Below are 17,113 nucleotides of genomic sequence, written 5' to 3'. Positions count from 1 at the left end.
GTAGAATAATCTACAGAACACAATACTTATCTAGCAATGCTTCAGTCGAATATGCGTGGTATTCCAAGAAACGCTTGAGTCCCGGAAGGCCAATCCCAATATAGTTTCGCTATTGGCTGCCCTCCTATTCTGTTCACTAATTCTCCAAAATACACAGCTTTCCACTGCTCCTGCTTACGCAATCATCGCACTTACTTACGTTTGCATCTCGATTGCATTCCTCTGGTATACTCCACAAATTACAATAGCGAGAAATTGGCTCACACCGATATTTGTTGCTTTCGTAGTAATTGTCTTCGTCCGCACGGCGTTGGATCCTGCGCTTAGCAACGTGGTTCGTTTCTTTGTTCTGCTCACGTTCACCACTGCGAATCTGTTTATCCTTCCTCAATTAATTTCATTTCGTAAGTTTTGTAATGTCGGTAGCCGGATTAGTGCAGTCCTGGTTGTCATTGGGTTTCTACCATATCTCGGGTTCTCTTTCACCATTGGGTTCATCGATGTATCCCTGTGGGGAAGCAGCATATACTGGTATCCGGATTTAAAGCCGATGATGAGCGTATTTATTAACCCAAATCAACTTGGTGGACTTACTTTATTCGCTACAATCGCTTCCATTCGTGAGTGGACTGGTGATGGTACGTCGATAGCGTTACCACTAATTGCGCTGAATTTCATTGGATTGGCGCTTTCGAACTATCGAACGGGGTGGGTAGCCTTCGGTGCGGCCGTAGCGATCTTTATCGTTTATCTACTGTGGGGGCGGCGTGCTTTGCTTCTCGCAACCATTGGGGGCTTATCTGGTCTAATGATTGCCCTCTTCATGATGTTCGGAGTTATCCCCGGTCCAGAGTTCCTCACAGAAATATCACTCAATGGGCGTAGAGCACTCTGGATTGATAGTGTTACTGCGTTGCGAGGTCGGTTATTACTTGGTCACGGCTTCCAAGGTGTCATTAGTATTGTTGGAAATCCTCACAATTCCTACCTCCGAATGTTTACCGCATTTGGCCTCATCGGTGGATTCCTGTATTTAGTTTTCGTCATCGGAGCAACAGTCGATGGTGCTCGCCGAGCCACTACCACTTCGGGCGTTGTGCTTGCGATGTTGCTGGTAGCGTTTGCAGTTGTACAGGTTAACAACCAACTTTCATTCGTCGGAATTTCAATGCGTTCTACGATCATCGCAATCATACTGGGCTATTCCATTACTACTGATTTTAAAACGGATTTCCCCCAATTTAAAATGGATCTCTAAACAAAATCAACTCGTAGAAAATTGGTGCCTCTCTCAACCATTACAATTGGACTGGTCAATCTCGTGGCCAAATATGATGTTGTATTAATTACGACATCCTAAACTATTGTATCTTCTATTTTTCTATTCTGAGAATTCAGATAATGATTTCACACTTTCTAACCGACCGAAAAACAGTTCCGGTGAGAATGACCAATTGTTTGTCGAGGGGGGGTTCAATCATTATATTTACAGCATCCGCTTTCACCTTGAAAACTCATTGCCTCGCACTTATCTATAGGTGCCAATGAACCCTTGAGAGGGAAAAAGCACAAAGTATTACCAAAACCCACTCAAATCACCTCATAGTGAAGATTGGCTTCATTCACCCGAGTTGGCCTGGAAGCGAAGGAACGGGTGCAACCCACACGGCAAGCCAGATTGTGGAAACGCTTGTAGACCAAGGCCACGATCTCACGGTCTATTGTACTAAACAGCCACCAGCAGCCTCTCAAAAGGACGGTACTAAGCTCAAATTTCTTTCAGATAACAAAATTCCACACACAAATGTGGCACTGAATCGTGCAATTCACAGGCGACTTGATGAGTTCGACCAGTATGATATTGTGAGTAGTTATCTCACGTCGCTCATCCCAGGGATGAACACAATTGGTGAACAGACTTCGGCGAAGACCCTGGTCACGCTTAACGCCTATGCTGGCGTCTGCCCAAAAAATAATTTGCGGTACATGGGTACCGAAGTATGTGATGACAATAGACTCAGCCGTTGTCTCCCCTGTATCGGCAAGACGAGCGGTGGAAGCGATAAACACGGACGAGTATATCGAACTGTGAGTAGGCTTGGAAATTATGGTTTGATAAAAAGCGTCAACCCAGGCTCTCTTAGCATTGACGGGTTCCATGCGCTCTCGGGACACGTCAAACAGACGTATGCCGGATTTGGCTTTCCGAATGAGCGAATCGCTGTCGTCCCCAACCCCATTGACGAATCATTCGTAGTCCCCCACGAAAGCGACTTTTCGGAGCCGTACAATCTTCTCTACGTCGGTTATCTGGAGCAACACAAAGGCGTGGATATGCTTCCTGAACTGATGGTACGGTTGGACGAATCAGACCTTGATTTCAAACTCACTATCGTTGGGGATGGGGGTATGCGCTCACAGTTGGAACAGTCCGTACTAAAATTCAACCTCAGTGATTCCGTCGACTTTCGGGGGCACGTTCCCTACGAAGAACTCCCTTCGGTGTATGCTCACCATGACATTTTCGTGTATCCCGGCTTGTGGGAGGAGCCGTTTGGGCGGGTGTTTCTCGAAGCGATGGGAGCAAAAACTCCCGTTGTAGCGACCAACGTTGGCGCAGTCGATGAAATTCTCGGTACTGCGGGAGTTGTGATTGAACCGACAGCAGCAGCGTTAGCAGAAGGAATTATTTCGACGGTTCGCAGTGGTGAATTGGAGACACTATCGTCGAACGCTCGTATGGAGATTGAGCGGTACGCACCGAAGCGAATCGGAGACGAATTCGAAACCTTATACAAGTCTCTCGTATGACTAACAGCCAAGAATTTCACGACACGTTCTGTGACATTGAAATCGAGACTGGACTTTTCGAAATTGAGGCTGATGGCGTTAATATTTGGGAACGAATCCGCTTTCCCGTGTATCGCGAGATCCAAAACGATGTGCTCAATTTTGGAACCTCTCACGATTCAATTGCCTTTGATGTAAGCGACTATGCCCGTGGTTTATCCCTCTTTTTCAGGAATACTATCTATCGAAACCCGTTTTTCGCCGGTAAGCACGACATCATCGTTTGGGGCCATCCACGACGAAAGCAAAGAGAAGATGGAAAGTGGTGGGACATTTACTGTGATCCACTCTACGAGGAATGCAATTTAGACGTGTCGCATTTCGAGCAGAGCTATCAGAACCAACATCTGTCGCCAGCGCGTACGAATAACCTTCGCTATCTTGATCTAATTGAGTATGCAGGAACATTTCTTCGAAAATCAGGTTTGGTTGATTACAGCCTCTCAAAAGGAGTTGAGAAGATACTCCGTGAGGCCGAAGAGTCGTTCAGGGATCGCTTCAATGTTGAAATCGACCTTGTCAGTCGTGCTGAATATACACTTTCAAATCGACGGTCAACGAACTGGCTCTACAAACGTCTCATTGAACGAATCGATCCTGAAATGGCGGTCGTCGTTGTCAGTTATGGTAAGGAAAATTTCATCGAAATTTGTAAGAATAATCAAATTCCAGTTGTAGAACTGCAACATGGTGTTATTCACCCACAGCATGTCGGATATTCGTATCCCAAGGAGTACACGAAGGAAACATTTCCTGACTACCTTCTCACGTTCGGGGATTTCTGGAAGGACACCGTCGATTTGACCATTCCAGACAATAAGGTAATCTCAGTTGGGTATCCGTTCTTAGAAGAGTCGATCGCCCAGTATGACGAAATTGAGTCGACAGAGCAGTTGTTATTTATTTCCCAGGGAACGATCGGTGAACATCTGTCGAGGCTCGCAGTGGAAGTTGATCAACATCCAGAATTTGACTGGGACATCGTCTACAAGCTTCACCCCGGAGAGTACGAGCGGTGGGAAGACGCGTACCCATGGTTGCTCGAAGCGAATTTCAAAATCGTCGATAGTCAAGAACCTCAGCTTTACAAACTCTTTTCGGAGTCAAGCGCTCAGATCGGAGTAGGATCAACAGCTGTCTTTGAGGGACTTGCATTCGGATTGGAGACATTTGTCTACGAATGTTCCGGTTCAGAAATATTACAACCACTAGTTGACGATGGTTCAGCCAAACTAATCTCGTCTGCAGACGAGCTTGTCTTGGCGCTTGAGGAGGAGTCACATTCATTTGACCGTGATTATTACTTCAAACCAAATGCAGCAAAACAAGCGTGTGAAACCTTTGAGCGATTACAACATGAAAGCCCCTCTCCAGAAAAATAAGTAACTACGTTCTTGTCGAGATAACATCAAAAATTATCTATTTATATGATGGGTTTAACGTATGGATTGGATTCGTGAATATATATTAATTGGAGTATGTTGTTCCACTCGCCACAATAAATTTCCAATTTGGGTGGTTATTGATTCGGAGGTCAGTAGATCTCTAAAATATTCTCTAGTCCGATAATACTGTAATCTAACTGGATTGTCTTTTGGGGGGTATTCCAATACCTCCTCACAGAATTTAACCGCGGCAACTTGGCTGCGAAGGTCATTCACTCCAGATGCTCGGAGGTCTGTGGGAAGGGTCAAGGCATGGCCAGGAAGTAAGAATGCAAGCTGTTCATTTTCAAGGGTACCTTCATATGGGATATCATAGTGGTTGAACACTCGTTCAACTTCAGCTTGAAAGTGTTTACTGCTTTGTGGCGCGTAAAGCTCATCTCGGAGATAGTCTGGGTCAAATGCATATTCATTAGGATTATTTGATATTTTAGTAAATATCTCGATTGCCTCCTCAGTTGAGGAAAATAATAGAGAGTTCGAATTATCTAGATAATCAAGCCCTCCCCCTTTTAGATTACTACGAGCGATAACTGGAGTGCCGGTCATCAGTGCTTCAGAAATAACGCGAGATTCTCCCTCTTGTTCACTGAACAGAGCAAATGAATTGGCAATATTAAAGAAGTATGGGATGATTCTATGTGGGATTGGATATATTTCATCATCGGTTCTGAGTGGCCATATTATTTTGATTGCCTCTCGTTCACTTTTTGAAAGATCGTTTTCGCACGTCTCGATAAATTTGTGATCCCATTTTCGACTTTGAAGAGATTTTGGACGAGGACAAATAAACAATGCTGTTAAATCTACACCTTGATCACGAGTTTCACGTACCACGTTGAGTAGCTCAGATAGGTGTTTAAGACGTGTTGGTGGAGCTATCGTCACAATGTCCCATTTCGCCTCTTTATTCGAGGGAGTGAAATATTCGGGAACGAAGTTCCTACTACAATAGTTTAGGACTGGTACATCAACCTCATCGGTAAATGAAACTGTTCCTTGTCCAGCAAGATGGAAATCTACGAATGGCGTGGGGCCAACATCTTCTGCAAAGTGGCCCCAATGCATTCCGACAAGATACGCCTCTTTTATCGATTGAAATTTTCTTTGTAGTGGGGGTATCGGATCAAGTAAAAACTGCCTCTCTTTATGAGTGAATACTAGAATGCCTTTGGAATTGCCTACAGGTTGTTTTAAGAGAGAAACCATCTATCTGTATGCTCCAGTTTCATTATTCGATAATTAACCTTTTGACAGTACTCCAATCTAACTATTGAGTAGAATATCGACTATCCCGATGATCAATTTATTGCCTGGTGGTAGCCAATTCATTAATGCGACTATGCCAATTTGAATTGAGTGCCGGTCATAAATTTCAGGCGCAACAAATTCCCCCATTCACAATAATCATTAAAATCAGTCCCATCTAATTTTCTTCAGGAGTGTATGACGTTGTCATCAACATGCGCTCTTCGCCCTCCTTTTGTGGGTGTCCTCTGTGATAGCCAGCCTGGTTGGCAATAATCAATGTACCTTTTGGAGCGGTGTAGTACTCAACATCTTTCTCATCATAAAATACCGCATCAGTCGACGGTTTATTTTTGATTTTGTTAACAAGAGACGACGTTTTCACCTTCACTCTTGAAACCTTGTGAGACCCTTTAATGAAGGTAAATGGCCCGTAAGATCGATTTGGGACATCTGTTAGATAGACGAATGATTTAAATTTGCCACCGTAAGTGTCGGCGTGAAAATCTCTTGTTGCCGTCACAGACCGATTCCAATAGGTGTTGACGTTGTCTGGGGAGTAGCTCTCTGAAGCTGCGAGATTGATAATATTGTTTATCGTCTTGTCGAATTTGAATGATGCAACATCTGGAACGACCGAATCAAGGTTAAACACGTCGATCATTCCATCGTCGCGGCCCGATCGTTCATTTGCAACTGCACCACCCCAGTTAGCCAACTCGTTATAACTGTAACCATCTCCTCTTACCACATCAATTTCTTCATTCTCAATAGCATTCGAAATTTTCGCATACAACTCCCCGCATCTATCTTCGTCTAAATAGTTCTCGATCACCACTACCCCATCTTCAGCAAGGGTATTCGCATAATTTGCTTCATCAGTAGTCATACTTTGCCAATAACTGCTTCTGCGTATGAAACTTTCCCTTACAATAACTTTGACGACTTAATCGGTTTTCTCTCGAAATAAACCCTAGCCACCACCTCAAATCGAGAGCTAATAGGCCAAAACAGGTTACCATTAGTTGGTTCGGATTGATTCGTTATATTTCATAGAATAGGAATTTTGTGTTTTTATATAGTCTCACTTATGATTAGTTGGTCGTGCGCGTGAAAAGCCATACTGATACCGTTAAGAAATCAAGGAACTGCTACGAACAAACTCTACGCTAATGAACACTCTACCAAAATCGGTTCCTAATTGGATATTCATCAACTGATTTGCACCACCCATTTGGAAACTGTCGTTATCTACGATCAAATGAACGAGAGTAGATTCAATTTCAATGCTAATGTTAACCCTGTGTCTGTGTCGCGTACAGTTCAGCGTACGCGCCATCATCATCGACAAGCTCGTCATGAGACCCGACTTCAGTGATGCGTCCGTCAGCCATCGTATAGATGCGGTCGGCGTTCATTACCGTTGAGAGACGGTGTGCAATCACGAGCAGCGCTTGGTCATGTTCCATCGCTTCGATTGCCGAATGAACTCGCTCTTCGAGTGTACTGTCGAGATCACTCGTCGCTTCGTCAAGGACAAGGACGTCGGCGTCCTTTAACAAGGCTCGGGCAATGGAGATTCGCTGTCGCTGCCCGCCAGACAGTCGAACCCCATTGTCCCCGAGGACGGTATCATACCCGTTGGGGAGATTCTCGATGAATTCAGTTACCTGCGCGATTTCACACGCCCGTTCGATCTGTTCCTGGGTTGCATTGCGGTTGCCAATCGTCACGTTATACCGCAGTGTGTCGTTAAACACGAACGGATTCTGCCGAACCACCGCTATTCGAGAACGCCACTTGCCAATGTCGAATCGATCAATAGGGATGCCGTTCGCTCGAATCTCACCTGAATTGGGTTCGTACATCCTGGTAAGCAACGAAACGATGGTTGATTTTCCAGCACCTGATGACCCAACGAACGCGACGAAATCACCGCTATCAACGTCGAATGAGAGGTTCTGAAGGACGCGTTCGTCTTCAGTATATGAAAAGGAGACATCTGAAAACTCGACCCGATCGACTTTCTGTGGGAGATTTTCGACGTCGCTTTCTGGTTCCGCCTCGTCATCCAGTTCGTCGATAAACGCCTGTGTACGAACGAGATGTGGGAGGTCTCCCTCAAGTTTGTAGACGAGATTGTTGAGTGTGCTCACCCGTGGGGCGAGCCGGAACATGGCGAACAAGAACACGCCCAAGGAAGCGAGTGACATTGAGGCAATTGCCACTGCGACGTAGATAAGTCCGAAGACGGTCACCGCTGTCACCATCTGATAAAAATTATCGATTGCTGCCTGATTCCGACGCAACGCAATCGTCGAGTTCGCGAATTGATTGACGGCACCTTCGAAATCCGCGAAGAGTTCTTCGGACATACCGAACAGCTTCACGTCGCGGATACCCTGCGTTCCCGCTTGGGCGGACTGCTGGAGTCGCTCATTCGCATCGGCAACCCGATCACCAACAGCGTATCCAGATTCAAGGACGCCGCGAACTACACCCGTGAGGCCACCGAGAAATACGGCGGCAATGACTGTCAGCAACGGTGCAAAGTATAGCGCAACGGCTAGATACATCAGACTCAAGAATCCTTGCTCGACAATTCTAACGATCCACTCGATCGTGCGGCCAGCGTACGTCGCCTGCGTGACGATTGCATTCAGGATATCGTCGGATCCTTCCTCGTCAAAGTAGCCGATTTTCGCACTCAGTGCATTGTCGAATGCCCGTGTTTGCAATTCACGGACATATATGGTCTGGAGCGCCGCCTTCAACCACGCCACAAGAAAGCTCGACGAGTAGCGAACAACCATTGCAATTGCGACGCCAACAATTGCGGTCTCAAGTGAGAATGGAACCCCGACGAACTGATACACGGAAACAAACACACCGAGTACCCCATCAGCATTCTCAATATTCCCAGAACCCTGTGCAAGCTCAACAATCGGCAACAAAAAGCTCAGTCCGATACCCTCCAGCAATGCCGCGAACACGCTGAGACATATAATACCGATAGTCAACGCCGGTCGAAACTGTCCGACTCGAGCAAGTGCACGGGCCTGGTCACGTCGTGAAAGATCGTTACTCATTGGTAGCAGAGCGACCTATTAGGGTCGCAAGTAAGTGTCCGAAAATCGGTATTGGCAGTATAAAATAGATGTGATTCAAAGGTGAGGAACTCCACCGATTGAAAGTAAACGTTGCCGTTTGGCCAGCAGCACATAGTTTGGGTGTTGGTGTGGAATGGAAAATTCGTTTAAACCCACCACCATTCCTTTGTCGGTCGAATTAGTGGTTCACTCTACTAGTGTTGCAAGTATTTGTGTCGTTTGAACAACGGTATCGTCCCAAGAGAACTCTTGTCGAACTCTTTTTTGAGGGTTGAAATCCCCACCAATGACAGTTTCCAATGCTACTGAGAACGCTTCCACATTCCCAACTTCGACTGCTTCTCCTCCGCCTTTGACAAGTGGTGTAATTTGCTCAAGCGCACTAACAACAACGGGAATGTCGGAGGAAAAAGCTTCAAGAATTGTACGCGGCAGGCCCTCTGCTCGACTCGTCAACAGCAGCACGTCTGCTGAGCGATAAATCTCCGGCATCTTGTCATATGGTATGTGACCAAGAAAGGTGACTGAATCTGTGATTCCTCGTTCCATAGCTCGTTGTTCGACCGATTCTCGAAGTGGACCATCACCACAGAAATACAGTTCAACATCTGGTACTGCCTCTCTCAACTTGGCAACTGCGTCAACCGCATCCAGTGGTCGCTTTCCTTCAACTAATCTCCCCACAAACAACACCACCTTCCCATCAGTGGGAATCAATTCGCTTTCGGGACCGTCTGGCGTAAATCTCTCTTGGTCAATCCCGTTCGAAACCACTGCTATCTCTGAATCTACTCCAAAGCGTTGAACGCGTTCTTTATCTCCCTCAGTATAACAAAAAACGACATCTGCTTGATTGAATGTCCATCGACCGATGGTGCGGAGATACCCATCAAACAGCCATTCGGGAGCGTTTTGTGAATAGAGTCCATGATTCGTAATCGCCAGCGGAATGTCTCCCATCGCTCGTTTGAGTGCGGCAAGATTTGTTGAAAAATATAGATGAGAATGAGCGTGTACAACATCGAAACTATCCGCAGTTTGTAGGAATCTAGCAACGCCTACTGAAATCGGATTTCCCAGTAGCTCAACCGTCGGGTCAAATCGAAGAATTGTATAGCCAGCTTTCTCTTCTCGCTTCGGAAGTGAGGAGGCCCTCCTGATCGTCACCACAGTCACATCGTGTCCCTTCGCGGCTTGATCACGGCTCATTGCGTGGACATGATACGCTCCACCACCTTTCACATCGGGGTAGAGCGTTTGTGCGACTCGAAGAATTCGCAAAGTCAGTCACTCCGAATGTGTATCATCTCAAGAATATCCATTCCAACCTTCCATATTTGGCGAGCAATGATTTTCAAATCAAATGAAAACGATTGCTGTTGGATATACTCAATATCGTGATGTAATTTTTCTTTTGGATTGGTTCCGGTCGCACCACTCACTTGAGCCAATCCCGTCAAACCAGGCTTGACGAACCACCGAGAGTTCCATCTCCCCGTATCAATTTCCATCTCAACGTCAAGCTCCGGTCGTTCTGGTCGAGGACCGACAACGCTCATATCGCCCTTCAAAATCGACCAAAGCTGTGGAATCTCATCGAGATGTGTTTTCCGTAAAATCCGTCCAACTCGAGTCACTCGAGGATCAACACCACCAGCATCCTCCTCGCTAATTTTTGCTCCTGAACCGCTCTCTGCGTCAACGACCATACTCCTGAACTTATACACCCGAAACGTCTCACCGCGCTCTGCAGTCCGCTCTTGGCTGTAGAACACGGGCCCCCTGCTATCCAATTTCACTGCAAGTGCAATCAGAACCATCACTGGTGCTAACAACACTAACCCAACCAGCGAAAACACCACGTCGAACGCTCGTTTGACCATGTAGTCCTGCCAGTCCCAGGGCTCGATGTCTATCGTTCGAATCGTCTCGCGGGTCGTTTCGCGAGTCAACACGCCATCGGCCTGTCGCTCGTGGATCTGCGCGTTCACACCCGTTGCGTGACACGTCTCAAGCGTCCCGAAGAACTCCGCTCTGTCCGTACTCGAAAACGCCAACAAGACGGTGTCTACGTCGTACTCGACCAGAATACTTTCGAGCCGAGATAACCCACCGAGACACGGCAACTGTTCAAAGGTCACACCACCGTCTGCCATCGCGGCACCGGGCGACACAGACTGTTTTCGCGCGTGCTCCCTGCCGCGGTCGGGCATTGGCGGCGAAACGTATCCGAGCACCGGCAACTCCGTCTCGTCTAACAGCTCCATCATCCCGCGGAGGTCGTCTCCAACTAAGATGGCGCGCTCGCCCACGTCCGGGGACTTTCGAATGCCGACGAACCACGCGGGGAGCAGCCCAAACAGCAAGCCAACGACCAACAACAGCGTCGACCGGGGGAGGCGATACGTATAATCAAAGTAGCCAATCGCGGCGAGGGCAAGCCCTGCAATCAAGACGCGCTTGTGCGTGACGGCAATCACGTCGAGAATGCGACGCGGTTGGGGTTTGAACAGCGGAAACATCACGCCAAGAACAACGACCACCGCGGTTAATATCGCCAACACGAGCGCCCCACCAGTGAGCGTTGTCGAGGGCAGCCGACCCAGTACTGGAAGCATCGTGAGCGCCTGCTGAGAGAACGGATGGTTCGCCACCTGCACGGCCAAAACCGTTAAGAGCAATGTACCTGCGACGCTCGCGGTTCGATACGCCCACCCTGATACCATTGTCAACTAAACTGCACTCAGAAAGCATAAATTCTGTGTATGTGACGTGACCGGTCAGGTGCTCTAATTTTCACGAATTACCTAATATTGAATCAGCTCCTGACCTTCACGGAATGTTGTACTCGGTTGGCTTTCTTGCGATTTCGTACGGCAATTCCCGCGCGTTGTGCCGTGCTCCCAATCTCATTCGCTGAGACTCAGCGACCCGCTTTATCCAACGTATCATCGTCTATTCACCTGATGACAATTGACGACCTGGGGGAGTATGGGGTAGTGCGAATGGACGACGAGGAAGTGACGAAATTCCTGTCGAGCCAGCACGTGGGGGTGCTCTCCCTGCCAACGGATGGCGCACCGAGCATGCGCCCGCTGTCGTTCTGGTTCGACGGTAAACATCGTCTCTACTTCCTCTACTTAGGAGGCGAGTCGGGTCGAAAAGCACTCTTGAGCGACGAAGCGGACACCGCCCGATTCCTCGTCTATCGTGCCGAGACCATGTTCAACTGGCGGAGCATTCTCCTCACGGGAACCATCTCGCAGGTCGAAGACGACCAACACGCACTCGATGAACTCATGGCACTGCCCCAGCGCCCCGACCTGTTCAAGGAAGCCATCGACGCGGAGGAGACGGTGCTCTATCGCTTCGACATTACAGAACAGACGGGCATCAAGCATCTCGGACTTCCGGCGGGACTTGAAGCGGCCGAGTCTGACGACCCCACGGTGTGAGTGGCGCGATTTTCCTCACGTCAGAAAGTTGGTCAGCAGCTTTACACACAGGTCTGGTTTTTCCTGCGGGAGCCAGTGGGCACATTCCTCCACTAGGGTACACTCCGCATTCGGCATTCGAACGGCCGCTCGTTCGCTCCACGCTGGGGGAAACACCTCGTCTGCTGCGCCGTGAAGCAAGAGCGTCTCTGTCTCAACGTCGCCTAGCCGGTCGGTGAACACGGTTCTGTACCCCGGCCGCGTCACCTCGTGTTTGCGCCAGCTTCGAAACGCCGTCGCCACGCCGGGGCGTTGCAACTGGTCGTAGAAGTCTGAGACGACAGCCTCGCTCACGGTGTCGAGGTCGTAGACAATCGACCCGAGGCTCGCCCGCGCCAGACTCCGACTGCGTTTCAGCAGTCCAATCGAGAGCGTGTTGAACTGTGGTATTTGGGAGAGCACGTACGAGAGCCGACCGTTTGGCAATTCGCTCCCGAGGCCGTAGCTGTCGATAAGACAGAGCCGAGAGACGCGTTTCGGTGCTCGGAGCGCAAACCCAAGCGCGATGCCCCCACCGAGGGAGATGCCGACGAGACTTGTCTCGTCAAGGTCGACCCCATCTAAGAAGCCTTCGAGTACGTCGATGTGGCGCTTGGTCGTGTACTGCACGTCGGGAATATCGCTTCGTCCGTAGCCAAGCAAATCGAGCGCGTACACCTGAAATCGCTCTGCGAGCGGTTCGATGACGGCTCCCCACGAGAGGTGTGCGGCGTCGATGATGCCACCGTGAAGCAAGACAACGGGCGGGCCGCTCGTTCCCGCTTTCAGGTAGTGGAGTCGGTGGCCATCGACGGTCGTGTAGTGGTGTTCCACATCAGTCATTCAGACAATACATCTCACTTCAGCAGCATAATCGCTCGTGTGGTCACTCGTCTGTCAGCGCAAATCGATTCGCGTGCGTGAGCGATGTCCATCCCAAAATCCGGCGGTCGAACACGGGTCTTCCCACCGAGTTGACCGCCTCTAAATACATTTCATCGCCCCACTGTGAGTAGGCGAGTTCGTACACCGACGCAGCCTCCTCTCGTTCGGCGTCGGTGTAGCCCTCGTCGCCAATCCCCCACTCCCAGCCATCGCTGCTCGCGACGTACTTCGCGTAGTAGGTAAACGCCCGCTTGAGTGCGCTCGTCTCGGGCACGTCTGCAGAGCGGTAGTCGTAGAGGTCTACGTCGTAGTGTCGTGCGATTTCGGCGGTCATCGTGAGCGCCTTTAACCCGTACATCGAGTACTGCAGGCCGTCTTCGCGCTGGCGTTCGTATTCAAGCACCCCCTCAACGGTGAGCTGGTCGAGCGCATCACTTCGCCAGTCGTCGAACGCCGCGTCGAGCACGTCTCTGTCGTCCAGATACGCGGCGGCGGTCGCACGCGAGTGAATCCACCACGCGTAGATGTTGTTTTTGAGCACCCCCGTGTAGCGGTTCTTCCCACGCCCGGCTTCGAGGTCTGCGAGGAACGCCGAAACCCAGGCCCTAAACGCCGGTTCGCCGCCGTTGGTGTCTTCCCACGCCGTGTGGCCGGAGAGGAACGACGCGCCGTAAATCATCGCAGGGATGGTGATGTAGAGTTCAATCGAGAAGTACGCCTCGCCGTGATTTCGCCCGGAGGGATACATCGCCGTCTCGGGGTCGAGACACCAGTGGTCGAGCAGCGAAATCGCCTTCTGCGCGTAGCGGTCGTCGCCGGTGAACGCATACGCGATCCCAAGGTCGCGGATGGCGTGGCTCATCTGCAGCGCGTTCGTGTAGTCGGTGCGGTCTGCGTCGGTCGCAAACCGGTTTGGTGCCAACTCTCCCGGCGCACCGTTGGTCACGACGCTTGTAGGGCGCGTTCCAAGCGCCCGGTTCGCACTCCGTCTGAGCGCGAGAAAGCCGCTGTTCCACGGGTCTTCGCGCGCCGCAACTTTTCGCTGTATCGCCCTGAGTTCATCTTCGTCGAGAAAGCCCGCGTAGGTGACGCGCGTTGGCTCAGTCGGCGTCGTCGTAGTTGTCGGCTCGAGATCGTCCCCTGTCTGTGGCGTCGTTGGCTCCTCGGTTGGCTGTTGGCTGGGTTGCTGGCCACAGCCCGCGAGCGCGACACCAGCCCCAAGCGCGGCTGCGAGGAACGTCCGACGATACAGCCGTCGCTGTGTTTCATCGTCACTCAACAGAGAGTCCCCAGCGTCGCTTCCATCCGCAGTTTCCACCTAAGACACCCCACGCCCGGTTGCACCACTCGGCGAATGCCGTCTACAACCGGTTCGCTGTACCAGCATAGGTGGCCTACAGATTTAGCGGTTCACCCTGCGCACCTATTGATAGCATATACCATACGTTGGCCGGTCAAGAACTGCTGGAAAATGCGCTTTCGGTGGGCTCTGTGACTTACTCTTCTGTGTCGTCTGCTGCCGCCCGTCGCTCGCTGAGCTTCTCCCAGATTTCGACACATCCGGCTCCTGCTTCGATATCGGCTAAGTGTGCTCGTTCGTCATTCTGGGATTCGGTCATGTTACTCACAATCTTAGTAACGACTGTATCGTGATACATGATAAACGTTTCTCAAACCAGAATTGCTGTTATCCTTGAATACCGAACTGAAGACATGACTGACGACGACACCCGACGGCTGCTCGAACGACTCAATCTCAAGGAGTACGAGATGCAGTCGCTCGAACACTTGCTCTCGCTCGGACGCACCACGGCACCGAATCTTGCCGAGGCGACGGGCATCCCGCGGGCACGCATCTATAGCGTCCTCGATGCGCTTGGCGACCGCGGGTTCATCAAAATCATCCCCGGTCGGCCAAAGCAGTACCAGCCAAAAGCGCCCGCCGAAATCCTCGCCCGCGCGGAGGAAAACGAACGCCAACAGTTCGAATCCTACCGCTTGTCGCTCGATGAGATTCGAGACGACTTTCTCGAAACATTCCAGCCGCGCTACGAGCGCGCGAGCGAGGATATTCGCCCGACCGAAGAGCTGTTCTGGGCAGTCGACGTGGGCGACCCGAGCGAGACCGAAACCCGCCAACTCTACCAAGATGCCACGGACACCGTGTACGTGCTCACAAAGAGTTTCGAGTATCTCCCGAGCATCGAACCCGCCCTCGTTGCTGCGCTCGACCGCGATATTACCCTCCGCGTGCTCTTTCTCCATCCAGACCACCTCACTGAGCAGAATCGCGACATCCAGCAGACGCGGGTTGACACGCTGCAAACGGCGTATCCCGAGGTTTCGATTCGCTATAGCGAAGAAAAGCTGCCGTGGCGCGGAACGTTCATCGACCCGAGTATGGCCTACGATTCTGGGCGCGCTATCTTGCTCGTAGAGGAGCTAAACGTCCCACTCTACATGCGCCAAGCCGCCGTCACCGATAACGGCTCGTTCGTCGCCGGTCTCAAACGCTATTTCGACCTCATCTGGAACTACGAAAGCGTCGAGGACGCTCAACCTGACGTCTGAAAATTCCGTTTTTGTGCCGTTACGACGACAACACGAGCGGTTCGTACCACTCGCGGTTGTCTTGATACCAGCCAATGAACTGCTCGACGCCCTCTCGAATCGTCGTTGTTGGCTCGTAGCCAATCAGGTCGTGTGCCTTCGAGATGTTAGCGTGCGTGTGTTCTGCATCAGCGTCGTTGCGCTCGCCAAACTGGAGGTCGAGGTCGGGTGCGAGTTGGTCTCGCACCGCGACAGCGAGGGATTTGATGTCGATATTGTCCGTACTCCCGATGTTGAGAATCTCGCCATCCGCAGCATCAGTTTCTAAGAGCGCCTCGTTTGCGGCGAACACGTCGTCGATATAGGTGAAGTCGCGCGTTTGACTGCCGTCGCCAAAAATCACCGGTGGGTTGCCGTTGATACACCGAGAAACGAAATTCGAGATGGCCATGTTCGGGCGCATTCGCGGCCCGTATACGGTGAAATAGCGAAGTGAAACTGTTGGGAGCCCGTACACTTCGTTGTACACCCGCGCGTACTGCTCACCTGCAAGTTTCGAAACCCCGTAGGGACTCACGGGCGTTGTTGGGTGGCCTTCGTCGTAGGGGAGATACTCTGGCTTGCCGTACACCGACGACGAACTCGCAAGAACGACGCGTTCGATGTCTGCGTTACGAGCCGCATCGAGCACGTTCATCGTCCCAGCCACGTTGATGCTGTTGGGCTTTTTTGGTTTTTTCACACTCGTCCTGACACCTGCCTGTGCGGCTTGGTGGTAGACGTAATCTACGTCGGAGACGAGCTCAGCGACGAGAGAGTCGTCGCGGACATCGCCTTCGATGAGTTCGTAGGAGCCATTCCCTGCCTCTGCTGCGTCACATCCTGCTTGTACGTTGTGCTCTTTGATTTCCACATTGTAGTACGGGTCAAAATTATCGAGTACCGTCACCGCGTGGCCACGACGCACGAACCGCTCTGCGAGGTGACCACCGATGAAGCCAGCGCCACCTGTCACGAGAATTTGCATTACACCACACACTCCTGTAAGTATGCTAAAAAGCTTCGAGTATCCAACCGCTCAGCTGAGGGGGAGTGTTATTCAGCCGATTTGGTGGGGTCGCGTCCTCTTTCTCTCAGTCGCGGAGGCGAGTGTACACCGTATGCCCGCACTTCGAACACTTGCGCGGTGCGTTCCGATATCCCTTCTTGCAGTTGATGCACTCCCACTTTGCGCCGAAAAGTTTCGTTAGAATACCCATTGCTATCTGTTTGAATGACAGCTCTTATCTCCGTATCGCCGCCAACAGCTTTTTGCTCATCCGCGATTTAGGCTTACCTAAAATGGGCGTGTTCACTCTTCTCTCCGCGCTTCGACCGACTCACCGGCGAGCAGACCTTTCTGTTGCGCTGTACTGTTGTGCCTTCGACGCAGACGAGCCAGTCGGTACGGAGACACAACCAGACGCGACGAACGCGTCGTAGGTTACTTTCTTCACCTTAGTTTCAGGGACAGACAGGCGTTTCTGACGCTTCAATAATGTGTTAAGAAGTT

15 protein-coding genes are annotated in these 17,113 nt (G+C 50.7%); 6 read left to right on the top strand and 9 right to left on the bottom strand.

Annotated elements, in window-relative coordinates; translation table 11 throughout:
* Positions 1-55 precede the first annotated feature (55 nt).
* From V5N47_RS05505 to V5N47_RS05495, 3 genes are all read left to right on the top strand, one after another.
* On the top strand, positions 56-1,258 hold the full coding sequence (locus V5N47_RS05505) for an O-antigen ligase family protein (RefSeq protein WP_338729860.1): 1,203 nt from the start codon (positions 56-58) through the stop codon (positions 1,256-1,258).
* Positions 1,259-1,605: 347 nt separating this feature from the next.
* The gene (locus V5N47_RS05500) at positions 1,606-2,811 is read left to right on the top strand and encodes a glycosyltransferase family 4 protein (protein ID WP_338729859.1); all 1,206 of its coding nucleotides are present in this window, start codon (positions 1,606-1,608) and stop codon (positions 2,809-2,811) included.
* Positions 2,808-4,232 carry a hypothetical protein gene (locus V5N47_RS05495; protein WP_338729858.1) on the top strand — a complete coding sequence of 475 codons (1,425 nt, stop codon included), beginning with the start codon at positions 2,808-2,810 and terminating at the stop codon, positions 4,230-4,232. Before V5N47_RS05500 ends, V5N47_RS05495 begins: the two co-directional genes overlap by 4 nt.
* Before the next feature lie 54 nt (positions 4,233-4,286).
* On the opposite strand, the gene V5N47_RS05490 is transcribed toward V5N47_RS05495, so the two are convergent.
* From V5N47_RS05490 to V5N47_RS05470, 5 genes are all read right to left on the bottom strand, one after another.
* Positions 4,287-5,504: a hypothetical protein gene (locus V5N47_RS05490; RefSeq protein WP_338729857.1), complete on the bottom strand. Its 1,218-nt coding sequence runs from the start codon at positions 5,502-5,504 to the stop codon at positions 4,287-4,289.
* Between the two features lie 217 nt (positions 5,505-5,721).
* Entirely contained in the window at positions 5,722-6,432 is a 711-nt protein-coding gene (locus V5N47_RS05485) for a hypothetical protein (protein ID WP_338729856.1), read from the bottom strand.
* 406 nt (positions 6,433-6,838) lie between these two features.
* The gene (locus V5N47_RS05480) at positions 6,839-8,632 is read right to left on the bottom strand and encodes an ABC transporter ATP-binding protein (RefSeq protein ID WP_338729855.1); all 1,794 of its coding nucleotides are present in this window, start codon (positions 8,630-8,632) and stop codon (positions 6,839-6,841) included.
* Between the two features lie 207 nt (positions 8,633-8,839).
* Positions 8,840-9,934, bottom strand: a complete 1,095-nt coding sequence (locus V5N47_RS05475) for a glycosyltransferase family 4 protein (RefSeq protein WP_338729854.1) — start codon at positions 9,932-9,934, stop codon at positions 8,840-8,842.
* A gap of 2 nt (positions 9,935-9,936) precedes the next feature.
* Positions 9,937-11,379 (bottom strand): sugar transferase, encoded by a 1,443-nt coding sequence (locus V5N47_RS05470; RefSeq protein WP_338729852.1) that lies wholly within the window; start codon positions 11,377-11,379, stop codon positions 9,937-9,939.
* 240 nt (positions 11,380-11,619) lie between these two features.
* Here V5N47_RS05470 and V5N47_RS05465 point away from each other — a divergent pair, with 240 nt between their 5' ends.
* Positions 11,620-12,108, top strand: coding sequence for a pyridoxamine 5'-phosphate oxidase family protein (locus V5N47_RS05465; protein WP_338729851.1), 489 nt, complete (start codon positions 11,620-11,622; stop codon positions 12,106-12,108).
* Between the two features lie 15 nt (positions 12,109-12,123).
* On the opposite strand, the gene V5N47_RS05460 is transcribed toward V5N47_RS05465, so the two are convergent.
* The 3 genes from V5N47_RS05460 to V5N47_RS05450 form a co-directional block, all read right to left on the bottom strand.
* Positions 12,124-12,969, bottom strand: coding sequence for an alpha/beta hydrolase (locus V5N47_RS05460; RefSeq protein WP_338729850.1), 846 nt, complete (start codon positions 12,967-12,969; stop codon positions 12,124-12,126).
* 43 nt (positions 12,970-13,012) lie between these two features.
* Positions 13,013-14,290: an alginate lyase family protein gene (locus V5N47_RS05455; RefSeq protein ID WP_338729849.1), complete on the bottom strand. Its 1,278-nt coding sequence runs from the start codon at positions 14,288-14,290 to the stop codon at positions 13,013-13,015.
* Positions 14,291-14,507: 217 nt separating this feature from the next.
* Positions 14,508-14,630 carry a hypothetical protein gene (locus tag V5N47_RS05450; protein ID WP_338729848.1) on the bottom strand — a complete coding sequence of 41 codons (123 nt, stop codon included), beginning with the start codon at positions 14,628-14,630 and terminating at the stop codon, positions 14,508-14,510.
* A gap of 94 nt (positions 14,631-14,724) precedes the next feature.
* On the opposite strand from V5N47_RS05450, the gene V5N47_RS05445 reads away from it, so the two are divergent.
* The gene (locus V5N47_RS05445; protein WP_338729847.1) at positions 14,725-15,582 is read left to right on the top strand and encodes a helix-turn-helix domain-containing protein; all 858 of its coding nucleotides are present in this window, start codon (positions 14,725-14,727) and stop codon (positions 15,580-15,582) included.
* Between the two features lie 19 nt (positions 15,583-15,601).
* On the opposite strand, the gene V5N47_RS05440 is transcribed toward V5N47_RS05445, so the two are convergent.
* Positions 15,602-16,588 (bottom strand): NAD-dependent epimerase/dehydratase family protein, encoded by a 987-nt coding sequence (locus V5N47_RS05440; RefSeq protein ID WP_338729846.1) that lies wholly within the window; start codon positions 16,586-16,588, stop codon positions 15,602-15,604.
* A gap of 314 nt (positions 16,589-16,902) precedes the next feature.
* On the opposite strand from V5N47_RS05440, the gene V5N47_RS05435 reads away from it, so the two are divergent.
* Complete coding sequence (locus tag V5N47_RS05435) at positions 16,903-17,043, top strand: hypothetical protein (protein WP_338729845.1); 141 nt, start codon at positions 16,903-16,905, stop codon at positions 17,041-17,043.
* Positions 17,044-17,113 lie beyond the last annotated feature (70 nt).

The organism is Haladaptatus sp. DJG-WS-42 (assembly GCF_037198285.1).
GTDB lineage: Archaea > Halobacteriota > Halobacteria > Halobacteriales > Halococcaceae > QDMS2.
The sequence above is the reverse complement of the archived record's forward strand: the minus strand, read 5'-3'. Positions and strand labels throughout refer to the sequence as shown.